Source organism: Bacillus sp. LQ16 (assembly GCF_057784645.1).
This window is the reverse complement of the sequence record NZ_CM173491.1, coordinates 2,540,493-2,555,667: the sequence shown is the minus strand read 5'-3', so window position 1 is coordinate 2,555,667 and position 15,175 is coordinate 2,540,493. Positions and strand designations below refer to the sequence as shown.

At 31.6% G+C, this 15,175-nt stretch carries 16 protein-coding genes and 1 other annotated feature; of the genes, 5 read left to right on the top strand and 11 right to left on the bottom strand.

The genetic code is table 11. The features are described from left to right. Positions 1-42: 42 nt before the first annotated feature. Together lysS and AC3EMB_RS12710 are read right to left on the bottom strand one after the other, a co-directional pair. Positions 43-1,596 (bottom strand): lysine--tRNA ligase, encoded by a 1,554-nt coding sequence (gene lysS / locus AC3EMB_RS12715; RefSeq protein ID WP_488517735.1) that lies wholly within the window; start codon positions 1,594-1,596, stop codon positions 43-45. 81 nt (positions 1,597-1,677) lie between these two features. Then, positions 1,678-1,934 (bottom strand) — a binding site (T-box leader). A 69-nt stretch (positions 1,935-2,003) separates the two neighbouring features. Then, the gene (locus tag AC3EMB_RS12710; RefSeq protein ID WP_000551042.1) at positions 2,004-2,174 is read right to left on the bottom strand and encodes a DUF2197 domain-containing protein; all 171 of its coding nucleotides are present in this window, start codon (positions 2,172-2,174) and stop codon (positions 2,004-2,006) included. 141 nt (positions 2,175-2,315) lie between these two features. Between AC3EMB_RS12710 and AC3EMB_RS12705 the strand changes: the two genes are divergently transcribed. Both AC3EMB_RS12705 and AC3EMB_RS12700 read left to right on the top strand, forming a co-directional pair. Next, positions 2,316-3,218 carry an SMP-30/gluconolactonase/LRE family protein gene (locus AC3EMB_RS12705; RefSeq protein ID WP_488517734.1) on the top strand — a complete coding sequence of 301 codons (903 nt, stop codon included), beginning with the start codon at positions 2,316-2,318 and terminating at the stop codon, positions 3,216-3,218. Beyond that, positions 3,215-3,916: a class I SAM-dependent methyltransferase gene (locus AC3EMB_RS12700; RefSeq protein WP_488517733.1), complete on the top strand. Its 702-nt coding sequence runs from the start codon at positions 3,215-3,217 to the stop codon at positions 3,914-3,916. Before AC3EMB_RS12705 ends, AC3EMB_RS12700 begins: the two co-directional genes overlap by 4 nt. Positions 3,917-4,041: 125 nt before the next feature. Here the strand turns inward: AC3EMB_RS12700 and AC3EMB_RS12695 are convergent, their stop codons facing one another. From AC3EMB_RS12695 to AC3EMB_RS12670, 6 genes are all read right to left on the bottom strand, one after another. Next, complete coding sequence (locus AC3EMB_RS12695; RefSeq protein ID WP_488517732.1) at positions 4,042-4,674, bottom strand: type 1 glutamine amidotransferase family protein; 633 nt, start codon at positions 4,672-4,674, stop codon at positions 4,042-4,044. Between the two features lie 264 nt (positions 4,675-4,938). After that, a complete protein-coding gene (locus AC3EMB_RS12690; protein ID WP_098127265.1) occupies positions 4,939-5,568 on the bottom strand; it encodes a class I SAM-dependent methyltransferase in 630 nt (209 codons plus the stop codon). Positions 5,569-5,826: 258 nt separating this feature from the next. Beyond that, entirely contained in the window at positions 5,827-6,324 is a 498-nt protein-coding gene (locus AC3EMB_RS12685) for a DUF421 domain-containing protein (RefSeq protein WP_053564418.1), read from the bottom strand. A 55-nt stretch (positions 6,325-6,379) separates the two neighbouring features. After that, entirely contained in the window at positions 6,380-7,237 is an 858-nt protein-coding gene (locus tag AC3EMB_RS12680) for an NAD-dependent epimerase/dehydratase family protein (RefSeq protein WP_488517731.1), read from the bottom strand. Positions 7,238-7,318: 81 nt separating this feature from the next. Next, a complete protein-coding gene (locus AC3EMB_RS12675) occupies positions 7,319-8,245 on the bottom strand; it encodes a zinc-dependent alcohol dehydrogenase (protein ID WP_488517730.1) in 927 nt (308 codons plus the stop codon). 160 nt (positions 8,246-8,405) lie between these two features. Then, a complete protein-coding gene (locus AC3EMB_RS12670) occupies positions 8,406-8,606 on the bottom strand; it encodes a hypothetical protein (RefSeq protein ID WP_000279689.1) in 201 nt (66 codons plus the stop codon). 290 nt (positions 8,607-8,896) lie between these two features. Here AC3EMB_RS12670 and AC3EMB_RS12665 point away from each other — a divergent pair, with 290 nt between their 5' ends. Both AC3EMB_RS12665 and AC3EMB_RS12660 read left to right on the top strand, forming a co-directional pair. Beyond that, the gene (locus AC3EMB_RS12665) at positions 8,897-9,340 is read left to right on the top strand and encodes a cysteine dioxygenase (protein ID WP_078401815.1); all 444 of its coding nucleotides are present in this window, start codon (positions 8,897-8,899) and stop codon (positions 9,338-9,340) included. 18 nt (positions 9,341-9,358) lie between these two features. Next, positions 9,359-10,792, top strand: coding sequence for a 4-hydroxyphenylacetate 3-hydroxylase family protein (locus AC3EMB_RS12660; RefSeq protein WP_488517729.1), 1,434 nt, complete (start codon positions 9,359-9,361; stop codon positions 10,790-10,792). A 108-nt stretch (positions 10,793-10,900) separates the two neighbouring features. Here AC3EMB_RS12660 and AC3EMB_RS12655 read toward each other — a convergent pair whose 3' ends face one another. The 3 genes from AC3EMB_RS12655 to AC3EMB_RS12645 all read right to left on the bottom strand — a co-directional run bounded on the left by AC3EMB_RS12655 (position 10,901) and on the right by AC3EMB_RS12645 (position 13,312). Further along, the gene (locus tag AC3EMB_RS12655) at positions 10,901-11,257 is read right to left on the bottom strand and encodes a carboxypeptidase regulatory-like domain-containing protein (protein ID WP_488517728.1); all 357 of its coding nucleotides are present in this window, start codon (positions 11,255-11,257) and stop codon (positions 10,901-10,903) included. A gap of 20 nt (positions 11,258-11,277) precedes the next feature. Next, positions 11,278-12,648, bottom strand: a complete 1,371-nt coding sequence (locus tag AC3EMB_RS12650; RefSeq protein ID WP_488517727.1) for an aminotransferase-like domain-containing protein — start codon at positions 12,646-12,648, stop codon at positions 11,278-11,280. 70 nt (positions 12,649-12,718) lie between these two features. Next, positions 12,719-13,312 (bottom strand): DUF4030 domain-containing protein, encoded by a 594-nt coding sequence (locus AC3EMB_RS12645; RefSeq protein ID WP_406652552.1) that lies wholly within the window; start codon positions 13,310-13,312, stop codon positions 12,719-12,721. Between the two features lie 170 nt (positions 13,313-13,482). On the opposite strand from AC3EMB_RS12645, the gene AC3EMB_RS12640 reads away from it, so the two are divergent. Further along, positions 13,483-15,174, top strand: coding sequence for a M3 family oligoendopeptidase (locus AC3EMB_RS12640; RefSeq protein ID WP_340719914.1), 1,692 nt, complete (start codon positions 13,483-13,485; stop codon positions 15,172-15,174). Position 15,175 lies beyond the last annotated feature (1 nt).

Sequence of the window (15,175 nt, the reverse complement as noted above, 5' to 3'; positions counted from 1 at the left end):
GTACTTAGAAAGTTTGGTACTTGCGTTGCTTATAACTGTGCTTTAGAAATCTAATAGTGTGATGAATCTTTCTATGCCGACCACATGTATTAATAATGGTATACGAGGACCATTTGATTGATTCATAATGAGCTTATATATAATAGTGAATAATTGTTTTTGATTTTCTTTCATTATTTTTTTATTTTCATGATGACAAATCGCATATAATTGCTCCATTAAGTTAGAGTAATCTTTATTAGAACGAAGTATTTTACAAACTTCTACTAGCCATTCTTTCTGCCTTTCATCTAATGTATAGTAAAACTCTGCATTTTTCTCCTGATTTACCGCGATTAATTTTTCAGATTGAAAGTTTCTTATCCAATACTCTGCGCGATTACTTATCGCTCTCATTTCATCTAATGCATAGCTCCTATCTATTTTCTTTAATATCCCCTGTAAAATAGTTGAATCAAAATTTAATAATGGTAACGTTCCTGCTACTTGATTAAATTTCGGATATTCTTTAATCTCACTATCAACTCTAGAGATTTTAATTGCATCAAATAAATCTTCATTTTTGAGCGTTTTATTTTCATAACTATCTTTCAATCGCTCATACTCTGTATAATTACGAATCACATCTTCATCCAACCCAATATGAAAAGCAGCACCTGGTTTGTATTTTGCAAACATAAAGAGAATTACTTCTGGTATATACACTTTCAATAAATTGCTTGGTGTAATACTATTCCCTGAAGAACTAGACATTTTTTCATGATTCCCTTTAATACCAATAAAATCGTAAGCAACGTAATGAGGCGCTTCTCGATTGAATATTTTCCTTGCAATTTCTTTTGATACATTATAACTACCCGTTTCTGATGAATGATCTCTACCGCCCGGTTCAAAAATAACATCCTCTATCATCCATCTCATCGGCCAATCGATTTTCCAGTTTAGTTTCATTTTATTTGTATTTAATACGGATAACTCTTTTTCATTTCCGCATTCACATTCATACCGGACTGTTTTTAATACTTCATCAAAATGTGTAATAGTTGTTGTATCTTTTCCGCATCTCTCACAATATAATGTAGCTGGATAAAAGCTCTCTCGCTCTTCTTCACTACACTCTCTAGTTTTAAAACCCATTAAAATATCATATATTTCTTTTCGTTTATACAAGGCCTCTAATATATTTTCGTTATACCTTCCGCTTCTATATTCATCATGTTGATAAATAAATTCTACTTCAATTCCAAATGCTTGAAGCGATTTTTCAAACTCTTTTTCAAAATGCTCCGCATACGAGTTATGACATCCATACGGATCTGGAATATCACAGTATGGCATACCAATATACTTTGCAAAAGATGGATCAATATTTTTTGGAACTTTTCTAAACCTATCATAATCATCCCACGAAAATATAAAACGAGTCTTTTTCCCTAAATCTTGAAGTGCTCTTACTACGAAATAAGTCGTTACGATTTCACGAAAGTTCCCAATATGAACAGAACCTGACGGACTAATTCCAGATGCACAAACAAACATTTCTTTATTTGGATGTTTCCTAATTAATTCATGTGCTACTTCATACGCCCAATGCATATATTACTCACCTCAATTATTTTTTGTTTCTCATTTCCAGTTTTATGCAACAAAAAAACTCCCACCCCCAAGATTATTCATCTTGAGGACGAGAGTTGTTAGCTTCGCGGTACCACCTCAGTTTGTTAATATGTCACCATATTAACCTCTTCAGGTACGGCAAAATATGCTTATACCCTATCTCTATAACGGGAGAACCCGTCGCACCATCCCTAAATAAATTCGTTCCTTGCGCAGCTCCAAGTCTTTTTTCATTAAGATGTATACCGCTCTTTCTCAGCTACCAGAGCTCTCTGTACGTATTCTTTCTTAACTACTCTTCTCTTCTATGCCTTAAATATTAGTTTTTTAATATGATAATTTATAACACTTTTATTGTCAAACTTTTCCGAATCGAAATCGTAAAATTATCTAAAAAAATTCTTTATCGCTTCTAATTGAATTTTGTGGCTACACTCATCACAACAATATGCCCCTTTTGGTTTCTCTTTAAATCGCTTATATTTTTCACTGCCTTCGTAAACACGAAATATATTCTTACAAGAAAAGCAAACAATCTCATAAAACATCATATGCATTTTTCTCTCCGTGTTTATAAACCTTTTAATCACTTGAGAAGATTAGTTTTCTAGAGCAAAAATCATAATATCCTCTGACTAAAAGGTTTACCTCTATTCTTATCGAATTATATTAATATCTTATAACGCGAGGTGAACATCTTGTTCAGTAATATAGACTTAGTTTTAAATATTAAAGCAAGTTTAGCTGAAGGACCATGTTGGAATGAAAAAAAGCAACTTTTATATTGGGTTGATATTATGGAGAAAAAATTATGCATATATAATCCTACTACCAATACGAACCGAGTAATCGCACTCAATCAACAAATTGGCTGTGTTGTTCCATATTTAGAGGACATATTACTCTTAGCTATGGAAAACGGCTTTTATTCTATTAATGTAAATACAGAAAAACTGACACATATTTTTGACCCCGAACCTCATTTAATAGAAAATCGTTTTAATGATGGAAAATGTGATCCCGCTGGTCGTTTCTGGGCAGGTACTACAGATACATACGGTATGAATGCTGCAGGTTCCTTATATTGTTTACATAATAATTTGAGTGTAGAGAAAAAAGTTTCACACGTAAATACTTCAAACGGAATCGCTTGGTCACCTGATCATACATACCTTTACTTTATAGATACACCTACTAAAAAAGTGGTTCGCTATCAATATAATATACGTACTGGAGACATTCATAATCCAAGTGATGTAATCAATTTCTCTGAAAATGATGGTCTACCTGATGGTATGACAATTGACGAAGAAGGTTGTTTATGGATTGCACATTGGGGAGGTTCAAAAATAACTAGATGGAATCCCTCTACTGGAGAACAAATATTAAGCATTCCAATTCCCGCGTTATATGTAACATCATGTACATTTGGTGGGCCTAATTTAACAGATTTATATGTTACAACAGCCAGAACAAGAATGAGTGATAACGAATTAAAAGAGTATCCACATGCTGGTGGTATTTTTCGAATTCAAACAAATGTTAAAGGCTGTCCCACCTATTCATTTTGCAATAAAAATATTGGAGCTGAAACAATGTGAACCGTATCGATTACATAAGACAAGAAGAAAAGAAATATCACGACCTTTGCTATGAACAATATAAACTGTTTGAAGCTGGCTCTTGGCTTTTCAAACCAGTTAAAACGGTTATGGACTTGATGAACCACTTTGACGGACAAAACAACTTGCAAGTACTTGACCTTGGCTCTGGCGTTGGGAGAAATAGCATTCCAATTGCAAAAAAAATAAAAAATACTAGCGGCACCGTTACATGTATTGATTTACTTGATTCCGCTTTAACAAAGCTACAAATTTATAGCAAAGAACATGACGTATTCGAGGTTATAAAAACAGAAGAAGCAGCAATTGAAAACTATCATATTAGACCTAATACTTATGACTATATCGTTGCAGTATCAAGTTTAGAGCATGTCAGATCAGAAGAAGATTTTAAAAATGTACTCCACTCTATGAAAAGAGGTACAAAAAACGGTGGTATTAATTGTTTAATTATTAACTCTAACATACAAGAAATTGATTCAATAACGAATGAAGAATTAGAAGCTTTAATTGAAATTAATCTTTCAACCGAAGAAATGATAAGTACTTTAAAAAGCATTTATAAAGAATGGAAAGAACTAAAAGTTGAAATAAAAGAATTAGCTTATGATATTGTTCGAAATGAAAGACACATTCAATTAAAAACAAATGCCATTACGTTTGTCGTTCAGAAATAATACTATAAAAAGTAAGGATATTTCCTCATATATTCATAGGAATACCCTTACCTTTTATTTTCATAAAATTATTTTGTTATTAGTTTTCGCATCATCTAAAATATACTTTTCATTCGAAATACTACTCAGCTATTAATTGAATTCATTAACTGGAAGAAATATTCTGCTTCATGAGTCTCATTCAATTTATACCATGAATGAAGTGTATCCGGCGCAAATACATCTAATTTTTTCAGTACTTCCATTGCAAATTCTAGAGGCGCTACACCCGATGCAGTAATAAGATTTTCACTGGTTGCTACAGGTCCCATTTCATAAAAATTTTCTCCATTATAATTAGGACAAACCATCTTCATATAATCTAAACTATTACTTGTATGCTTTCTAGAATTTAAGTAACCGTAATTTGCAAGACCTATAGTTGCACCGCAAATTGCCGCTACAATTGTACCAAGTTTTAAAGCTTCACCAATTGTTTTCAAAATAGGTTTATGTATTTCTTCACTCCAAGTATTCCCTCCAGGTAAAATTAATAAATCGTTACTTTCAAGGATACATTCATCTAGGGAAATATCCGGCTTTATATTCAAGCCTCCCATTGAAATAATCGTTTCTCTATTTATTCCAACTGTGACTACTTTAAAAGACGCTACATCTTTTTTGAAATATCTTCCTGTATTAAGTTCAGCAATTAAATGTCCGTACTCCCAATCAGACATCGTGTCAAATACATATAGATAGGCTTTTCTTGTTTGCATTCAATAACACTCCATTCATATGCTACACTCTTAATTAAAACGAGTGTTCTTTTCAGTTTAACATTTTATGCAATATTTATGGTGTAAAATTCCAAATAAAAGAGCACTTGTTTCCGCAAGTGCTCTTTTCGGGGATTTTGAGATACCCTATTAACGAAAGTTAAGGTTACTTAAAGTTAAGAGGTATTTATACTATATGCTTGTCCTTTTTATTTGTGCATGATCAATATATAAACATCTTTAGAAATATTTAAAAACTTTTATTTATAGTTCCTTCTGGCATTTTATCATTAAGAAATTGATTGAAGGCTTATTTTCCATGTGCTTATTTGGTTCATCAATTTCGGAAACTTGTACTAGTCCATATTTATTAAAATCTCGTTTTATAGATTCAGAATTATAGAAGAACATTTTTACTCCTTCCATTATTTCGAAATAGTCTTTATCCAACTGTTTTCCCTTGCCAAACATTGGAGCTTTTTGAGAAACAGTTGTGAAAACCATATATCCACCTGGTTTTAGCTGATTATAACAATCTTTAATAAATTGCTCTCTCTCCTGCTTATTCAACAAATGTAGAAGTGCATGACTATATATACCATCATATGATTTGTTATCAAAAGGCATCTCATTTACCGAACCGTGATAGATACTAATATCTTCTAGGCCATTTTGCATTGCTAAATTAATGGCTGTTTTTGAAATTTCAATACCTGTTACATTTATACCATTATCGATAAAAACATTTGCATTTCTTCCATATCCAATACCCGGAACTAATATATCCTTAACGTTCTTTTCAAGAAAAAAATCTTTTGTCAAAATTGCAGATTCTGTAGGTTCAAATCCCCACATCGTTTGTTTTTCAATAAAACTTGATTCCCAAAATTCCATTATGTATCTATCTCCTTATTTTCAATCCATTTTCAGTATCAAATTAAAAACATTTTTGTATTTGCTATACAGTTTTTTCTTCTATTCATACCACTTACCTTAGTCATCGTAGCTCCATTGAATATAGCATAATAATAAGCCTATATCTAATATAAAGATTGGTGAAAAATCTACCCTATTTTATTAATCTTTACGTTTATTGAAAATAAAAAAACAGCCAATATTTTTATTGTAGTATTGGCTTTTTCTCACGAGAAATTATCTTTTTATATTGTACCGATCTAATACTTTTTCTAACATTTCTAAAGTTATTGGTTGTGCTTTTTTTATTAATTGATAACCAATACGACCATTCGGTTCAGCTGTAACTTTTTGTAAAATCTTCAAATCATGAATTCCTTTTTCTCTTAATTGCATATAAAGTTGTTGTTCCGACATTTTTGCCTGCATCAAATTCTCTTTTACAATCTCTCCGTTTTCAACAATTATAATGCTACTTCCATTTAAAAATTCTTCCACCTTCCTTAATTTCAATTCAAAGAAATGAATGATAAGTAATATGCTTGCAAATATGATAGCCGCGAATATAGATGGGACTACTTTTCTACTTAATACAGGTTCTACAATAATACGGCCAATTGATACAACTATAATGATTTCAGCTCTTGTCATTTGGCTGACAGATGTACTACCTGTCATTTTCAAAACAATTATTCCAGTAAGAGTTAATATAATACTTTCCCAAATTATATTCATAATAACCCAATCCTTTAATGGTGTATTTTACTATCATTCCCATTAAAGGTGTGTTTTACTTACCTATTAAGTTGTTAAATCCTTCAGACCATGATGGAAATAAAGGTATCCAACCATACTCTTTACGTGCCTTATTATTGGAAGCTCCTCTTTCCCAACTATTTTTCCCTTCTTGAACTTTAGGCTGAGGTGCCCCTATCGCTGCTGCATATATTGGTAACCATTCTTTACTAGTTGCTGGATAATTATCTACAATATTTACGATTCCTGAAGGCCAATTAAGAGCTAGCATAGTAGCTCTTGCAGCATCTTCAACATGTATAAACGAGCTTATCCCGTCTGATGCGATAATTTCATTATTACGAACTTGACTTGCTATTAATCCGTTTTCCGCATACCATGTTCCTGGTCCGTATAATGTGCCGTAACGAAGTATAACCGATTCAGGTAACTCAGTAACAGCTTTTTCTAATTTCAATATGCCATTAACAGTGACTTGCCGAGGCATAGAAGCAGTAATATGTAGTGAGTCTTTTTCAGTCGCAAATGTATCCCCTGATTCATACGCCCATGAAATACTTTGAGCGATTATTTTCTGTACCCCTACATTTTTAGCGGCATCGACAAGGTTACGAGTGCCTTTTGTTCTAATTTTTGCATTATCCTCAAAATTCCATGAAGACAATGACGTTAATTGATGAATAACTACATCGGGATTTGTTTCTTCTAATACAGAAAATACAGCCTTTCTATTAAATACATCAGCTATTACTGGTATGGCACCAATCTTTTTCATTGCTTCTACTTGCGAAGTATTACGGATCATCGCAAAAACTGTATGCCCATTTTTTATTAACATTGGCAATAAAGAACGTCCTATTACACCAGTTGCACCTGCTACAAATATTTTCATATATGTTCCTCCTCATTTAGTAATCATAAATGTGACGAAACATTTGTAAGGAATGTGACAAATATTTGCTTATTTTTTTCGTTATTCATATGAAACATATACTTTTAATGGTTTAATTATCCCTAAACTCAATTCATCAAAGCATTCTATGAGTGAAGTATAATGTATTTCATGTTGAAAGATCTCTTCTATAAATGGTGTTTTTCCTATTTCTTTAAAAAACCAATCTGCATGCTTTTGATAATGGTATCCGTCACTTGATCCAATGATTTGCAATTCTTTCTGATAAAAGTTAGCAATTAATGTTAGTTCTTCTATATTACCATCAGACAGTATACATATTTCACCATTAGTTTTAAGAGCTTTTTGCAAAGTATGGAACCCACTATTTGTAGCAGAACATTCGAAACCATAATTATATGTTTCTATTATTTTCTCTTCTGAATCATATATGTTTTTCACACCAAAATTCTTTGCAAAATCTTTTCTATTTTTATTAGGCTCAACAACATCCACGTGCTCAACGCCTACATAGTATTTTAAGAAATAACAAGCGAGTAAACCAATAACTCCCATTCCAGTTATAAGTACTTTTTCATCCTGTCGCGGGTTTAGTTTCAATACTCCTTTAGCGGCATCACACGAAAGAATAGATAATAAAGCAACTTTAGGTTGTATAGAACTAGGCACTCGAATTACTTTATAACCCTTAACTATCCCTATCGTTTCATGTCCATAAAAAGAAACTACTTTATCGCCTACGTTTACATGTGTTACTTTATTACCAACTTGAATCACTTCACCATAACTTTCATATCCAGTTTTTCTTGGATAAAAAGGATTCGTATCTGTAACATCGGATCCATTATACTGTGGTAACTCGGCCCCAATGCTTATCGCTCCTGCGATTGTTTTAACGATAATTTCATCGTCCTGTATGTCCTTAATTTCATTTGTTTCCCACTCAAGTTGTTTAGGCCCTTTTACAATTAACTTATATTGTTCCATTTATATCCTCTCTTTTTATAAAGATGTTATAAGTAATATTGTTATCTATCTAGATTTCGACTAAATTTATTTACCTAATAGATGATAAATTACCCTTGCCCACGTTTATACCTTTAATGCTCCTGTACCTTTCTGTTCAGCGTCTAATACTTTAAGATTACTATTCTGATAACATTTTAAGAAAAGTCGTTGCCGCCCAAATGAAATACGCAAGTTGCGTCACGATATACATCGTAATTTCAAAACCTGTAAGCTTTCTTTCCCTTTTTATTTTCTTTAAGTATCTATAAAAACAAAATGAACATAAGATCAGTAAAACAATAGACATTTGATATAGATTATCCACTAAAAGAACTGCCATTTATTTCATCACCTTTCCAATAAAGTGAAACTTTAATCAGTGGGGGTTTTGTTCATCCTTCACTGATTATCAGCCCTCACCAGTCGGGATTTAACGGGATAAAAAATATATAGTTCAAGCATATCATTTTAACGGAACAAATTACCACAATTTTCAAATTGAATAAACTTCCTAAGTAAAAGAAGTCACTTTTTGGAAATGTTTCAATACAATATTATGTAATTCAATACTCACTATATAATATTAGATTAGGTTTTCTTTTACTGTACATGCTTAGGAGGAAGTTTTACATGCAATTGATTCATAACATACAAAAAACGTTTAATAACCTATGTAACTACGATACGGTCAATTTAATACACGCTATTCAATCATTAAATATTTCACTTCATAAAATATCTCCTTTTATTACTTCACCAGTTAATCTGGAATATGGAAGGAACGTTATCTATCAGTCTGAATTTGTAGAGATTTTAGTATTAAATTTCCCCAGCAAAGCAAAGACTTTTGTGCACGATCACGGAATATCTGTAGGATGTATACTAATAGTCAATGGTACGCTACAAAATATAACGTACGAAAATAATAGCGAGCGGATTGAAGAGTTTACAGAGGGAAATATTTTTACAGTAAAAAAAGATACTGTGCATAAAATGTATAACGCTACAGATTCAACAGCAATAACATTTCATGTATATTCCCCACCATTAAAAGATGTACAAATATATGAGTAGTCTTTAAAAGGAGGAAATATGCAAAATTTAAAGGATTACTATATAAAGAGCTTACAAGATGGTCGTAACGTTTGGCTCTATGGACAAAAAGTAGATGTAACTACAGACAAACATTTTGCAGGTACATTAAGTACCATTTCTAATTTATTTACATTGTTTGATGACCCCATACGAAGAGATTCTATTGGATATGTGAGCCCAAAAACGAAAGAATTTGTTCATACTGCATTTTTAGTTCCGAATTCCTATAATGAATTATTAATGAGAAGAACTGCATTTGAAACGTGGAGTTATGCTACAGACGGTGTAATGAGTAGATTATCTGATTATGCAAGATCGAGACTTACTGGCTGGTACGTATCAAGATATTTTTATAAAAAATTCGATGCACAGTTTCCAGATAAAATTACATCTTATTATGAAAAAGCAAGAGATAATCACTTGTTCTTAAGTGTAGTTCAACGTGACCCACAAATAAATCGTTCTACAGAATCAATATTGAATGCAAAAAATTTAGGGTTACTAAGAGTTACGAAGGAAACTTCTGATGGAATTTATTTAAATGGTGCAAAAATGGTAGGTACTGCTTCTCCTTATTCAAATGATTTATTAATCTATCCATTAGCAAAACTGACTGATACTCAAAAAGATTTAGCTCACTTTCTCATTGTGGCAGCCAATTCCCCTGGATTACATATGGTTTGTAGAGAACCATTTGCGAATGCAAACTCAAGTACAATTGATTCCCCTCTTAGCTCACAGTACGATGAAATGGATGCACTATTAATCTTTGATAATGTATTTGTACCATGGGAACGTGTCTTACTGTATAACAACCCTGAAGCATTATGGAAATTAAAGTCAGATATAGCTTCTAGTAGTTTAGCTTATCATCAAGCAATTGTACGATTAGTAGTAAAACTAGAATTTATAACTGCAATTGCTTGTGAAATTGCTGAAGCGATCGGTGCTACTACTTATTTGCATGTTCAAGAGAAGCTTGGGGAATTAATTATGCAAATCGAAACAATTCGCGCACTTTTAATTGCTGCTGAAGTTGAAGGTACTACAAATGATACGAAAACTTATTTGCCGAATTTTAAATATATCGAAACTGCAAGGGGTCTTGGTTCCAAATATTATCCCCGTGCAATAGAAATTTTACAATTAATTGGAGCAGGTGGGTTCATTCAACTTCCTTCGAGCTCGAATGACTTCAAGAGTCCTATAGCTGATTTATTGAAAAAGTACTTTAAAGGAACGAATATAGATGCCGAACAACGCACAAAATTATTTAAGTTAGCCTGGGATATCATCGGAAGCCCCCTAGGATCTAGACACGAATTGTATGAAAGATTTTATGCTGGAGATCCAATACGAAATACAGCTATGCAATATGTAAATTATGATAAAAATCACTTTAAAAAGATGATAAGTAAATATTTACATTGATGAAAAAGAGCACTCTTTGAAGAGTGCTCTTAAAAAATATATAATTATCCAATTATATATATAATTGCTCCGGCCACAACTGCTACTTTTCTCCGTAATGGTTTCATCTTATTCACTTTTATTTTTATAATTCAGCTTTATTACTTCTGGTATATACTTACTATCATATTTTCTCGTATAGATTTCTCCATCTGGAGTAACTAATTGTAAAACAATCACACCACAAACCCCATCTAGTATTTCAAATTCACCTTGTGCATTTGAAATACTGTGTTCCTTACTTTCAATTGAATCTTCATATATTTTCACATTAAATATAGGTTCGTTATTTTGATCTACGATAATACCTCTTGAATACTTAGCAACTGCTATGCATTGATCCTCTTTTTTATAATATTTAGTCACAACTATTACTCCAATTATTATAGCGCTACATACAAACAAGAGAATGATTTTGCGCCTCACAACGAACCTCCTAATTCAAATTATTCTTTTCTAAACTGAAAATTAAACTGTCTTAATTGCTTGATTTCCTCAATTACTTTACGAATACCTTCTTCAATCTTATCTTCTTTTACATTCGAAACATTTAACTTTAACAGTTTTTCTTTAGGAAAATTCCTCATATAATTCTTATCAATAGTATCGACACTTATTTGAATGTCACCTAATTTTTGTATAAGTGTGTCTGTAACTGTGTTTTTCTGCATTTCTAAACAAGTGTGTATTCCAAATGTGTTTTGTCTATTATATGTAAATAATGATGGATTTTCATTTTGCACTTTTTCTAATGTTTCTGCTAGTTTTATTGATCTATTGTAGTAGGAAGAATTAATTTTACTTTTATGACGTTCAAACATACCGCTCTTTATATAAATTTCTAAAGCCGCTTGAGAAATCATTGGACTATCAATATCTAGTATCTTTTTGTATGTATAGAACGCATTTGCAATGGATGGTGGGATGACTGCAACTCCAACCCGTAAACCAGGAAAAATAATCTTCGAATAACTTTTCAAATATATGACATGACTACAATTATCCAAGCTATATAACGGATCTGCTTTTGAATCAGTTTCTAAATCTGCTAAATAATCATCTTCCACTATAAATACATTGTATTTCTTAGCCAATAGTGCGATTTTTTCTTTCTCATCTATAGAATAAGAAGTTCCAAGCGGATGATGATATCTCGGTATCGTATAAAAGAATTTTATTTTTCCAGTTTGAAATATTTGCTCCAATTCATTCAAATCGATACCTTCATTCGAACGTTTAATACCGATTACAGGAACTTTATTTATTTCGAGATAATCAATATATAGATGATATGTTGGCTGTTCAATTAATATGGTTTCATTTCCATTCGGAAATGGTATAGAAGTTAATATAGCAAGTGCCTGCTGAACACCTGATGTTATAAAAATATTTTCTTCTTTTGTAAAGACTTGATAATTTGCTAGTTGTTTTTGAATAACTGGTATTAAAGATGGTAACCCTTTCGGCGTTCCATATACAAACAAATCATTTTTATACGTATCAATAGCCTTATTAATACAATGTTGAAAATCTAAATACGGAAAAACATCTGGATCTGGTGCTGAAGAGGCAAAGTCAATTATCTCATTATTTTCTATCGTACTCCCTGATTTCTTAACAACGTAGTATCCACTTTGAGGGACAGAATATATAATGTGACGCTTTTCTAATTCATGAAGCGCACGTATAACTGTTGCCTTATTACATTCATATTGCGTAACGAGTGACCGTATAGACGGTAATTTCTTCCCTTCTTTTATTTCTCCATTTTGAATCATATTTTCTATGTCGTTTAAAATATTTAAATACTTATACATCTTACACCTCCTTCAGTAATTCTATATTTAATTATATCGATTTTTCATTCGTATAGCATTCATTCCTCAATTAGTTAATTTTCCGATCATCTATATCGTAAATCCCAATAGCATATGAATCATTTTCAATCCATTTCTTTACTGCTTCTGTTTTAAGTACACCTTCAACTTCTTTTTCTATTTTCTGTCCAAGTTCTCTCGCCCCTACTTCATCATCGCTAATCTTAGTTTTTATATCTATGGTAACAGGTTGATTCTTTTTATAATTTATTTGCTGAATACCAAACCCTTCATATCCATTTTTTCTAAATACGTCATCAAATATCTGTCCAAAAACTAACTCCCATCTATGTTCTGCATTTACAATCTCCTTGTTTCTTTGAGATATATTTACTTTATAGGACATAACGCCTTGAATTTGCAATCTTTTATTAATTTCTTTTTTTATTTCGTTAGCATTTTCGCTATCAGCAATCTCTAAATCTACTATCCTTTCTTTTTCATCTCTTATAGCAGCACTAAAAAAAGATTCCTCCTTTACCGCGGCTGTAGCAATATCCATCACTATAGACTCTTCACTTTTAGCATCTTCAATGTCATTCTCACAGGCACATAATAAAGCAAGGGGAAATAAAAATACAAGTAACTTCTTTCCCTTTCTCATGTAGCACCCCTCCATATATTTTCATTTACGATAAACTTTTTACTTTGACATATAAATACCTTCTTTAATTATTAAATTTAACATTATTTCACATTTCCCCCATTTAACAAGGGAATTACAATTAATAAATAGAATATCTCTATGAATAAATAAAAAGTGAGGGATATTTAATGCAACGTGTAAATACGATTGATATTAGTAATGTACTACAATTGGAAAAAACTCTTTCGACTTTATTAAATAAAATGATTTCTTCAAAGCTAGACCTTGAAAATTGGTTAAAAGAGCAGTCAAAAGTTATTTGGGACATCGAAGAACAATTAAGATCACATTACATCGCCTTTCAATGTAATACGGATGATGAAGAAATAAAGGATACTTTTGAACATGATCAACAATTTGTAAAGCCACTTTTAAAGCGGTACCAAAATTTATTGGATAATAAATATTTAGAGTCACCTTTTCGAATGGAATTAGATTCTAACGTATATGGTTTATTAGATACAAAAATAAAAAATGCTCAAAAGTTATTTTGTGAGGAAAATATTGAATTAGAAATACAGGAAGACAAATTAGTCACAGAGTACTTTGAAATCACTGGAGGATTAAGTGGAATTTGGGACGGAGAAGAAAAAACGATAACAGAATTACAATCCTATTTACAAGATTCGAATCGTGACACCCGTAAAAAGGCAAAAACCATTATTTCTGAACAATTTTTATCTGTTGAAAAAGAACTCCAAAACATATTAAATCAATTAATTGAAATTCGCCATCAAAAAGCAAAAAATATTCAACTAGAGAATTATCGCGATTATATGTTCAAAAAATACGAGCGTTTTGATTATTCAGCGATAGATTGCTATGAACTAGCTGAATCCATACGTAAGTATGTTGTGCCTCTTAAAGATAAAATATTGCTAGAGAAAAAAGATAAACTGCAATTGGATACGCTTTGCCCGTGGGATGTATCAGCTGTAACTCCAGATCAAAAAGTACTTAAACCTATTGCAAATGAAAATGATTTAATTGAAAAGAGCACTCATATCTTTAATAAACTAGATGTTGAATTTTCAGCACTTTTAAACCGAATGTATAAACACAATTGTCTTGATTTAACAAGCCGCAAAGGAAAAGCAGCTGGTGGCTTTTGTGAGTACTTACCAGCTTCACAATTATCTTATATTTTTATGAACTTAAATTATACACAAGATGATATTGTCACTTTTATACATGAAATGGGTCATAGTATTCATAACGAACTCATAAAACCATTAAAATTACGACAGTATATAGAAATTCCAGCTGAAACAGCTGAGCTAGCCAGTATGACAATGGAGTTATTCTCGCTTAATTATTGGGATACCTTCTATACAGACAAAAAAGATTTAAAACAAGCAAAAATTAACTTCTTTAAAGATGTTATTTCATATTTACCTATTATGCTTATTGTCGATCAATTTCAACACTGGCTGTATGAAAATCCAAGTCATACTTCTGAAGAAAGAAATGAAAAATACTTACAACTTCAAAAACATTATCAGTCTAGCGTCATACATATTGATGGCTACGAAAACTGGATAGCAACGAGTTGGCTACCTGTACTCCATATTTTTGAAGTACCATTTTATTATATTGAATATGCGATCGCCCAACTTGGTGCATTACAAATGTATAAACAATATAAAGAGGATCCTAAGCAAGCGCTAGAAAATTATAAAAAGGCATTATCACTAGGAAGCTCGCAATCTATAAAAGAAGTGTATGATGCAGCCGGTATTCGTTTTGATTTTTCTGGTGAAACAATTAAAGAACTAATGCTATTTGTAGAAAAAGAATTAGAATTACTTGAGCAATTATAAG

Bases quoted from the DNA above. Each gene is read 5' to 3' on its own strand.
- lysS (WP_488517735.1), bottom strand. From the start codon at position 1,596: ATGCATTGGGCGTATGAAGTAGCACATGAATTAATTAGGAAACATCCA.
- AC3EMB_RS12710 (WP_000551042.1), bottom strand. From the start codon at position 2,174: ATGCATATGATGTTTTATGAGATTGTTTGCTTTTCTTGTAAGAATATA.
- AC3EMB_RS12695 (WP_488517732.1), bottom strand. From the start codon at position 4,674: ATGCAAACAAGAAAAGCCTATCTATATGTATTTGACACGATGTCTGAT.
- AC3EMB_RS12690 (WP_098127265.1), bottom strand. From the start codon at position 5,568: ATGGAATTTTGGGAATCAAGTTTTATTGAAAAACAAACGATGTGGGGA.
- AC3EMB_RS12685 (WP_053564418.1), bottom strand. From the start codon at position 6,324: ATGAATATAATTTGGGAAAGTATTATATTAACTCTTACTGGAATAATT.
- AC3EMB_RS12680 (WP_488517731.1), bottom strand. From the start codon at position 7,237: ATGAAAATATTTGTAGCAGGTGCAACTGGTGTAATAGGACGTTCTTTA.
- AC3EMB_RS12675 (WP_488517730.1), bottom strand. From the start codon at position 8,245: ATGGAACAATATAAGTTAATTGTAAAAGGGCCTAAACAACTTGAGTGG.
- AC3EMB_RS12670 (WP_000279689.1), bottom strand. From the start codon at position 8,606: ATGGCAGTTCTTTTAGTGGATAATCTATATCAAATGTCTATTGTTTTA.
- AC3EMB_RS12665 (WP_078401815.1), top strand. From the start codon at position 8,897: ATGCAATTGATTCATAACATACAAAAAACGTTTAATAACCTATGTAAC.
- AC3EMB_RS12660 (WP_488517729.1), top strand. From the start codon at position 9,359: ATGCAAAATTTAAAGGATTACTATATAAAGAGCTTACAAGATGGTCGT.
- AC3EMB_RS12650 (WP_488517727.1), bottom strand. From the start codon at position 12,648: ATGTATAAGTATTTAAATATTTTAAACGACATAGAAAATATGATTCAA.
- AC3EMB_RS12645 (WP_406652552.1), bottom strand. From the start codon at position 13,312: ATGAGAAAGGGAAAGAAGTTACTTGTATTTTTATTTCCCCTTGCTTTA.
- AC3EMB_RS12640 (WP_340719914.1), top strand. From the start codon at position 13,483: ATGCAACGTGTAAATACGATTGATATTAGTAATGTACTACAATTGGAA.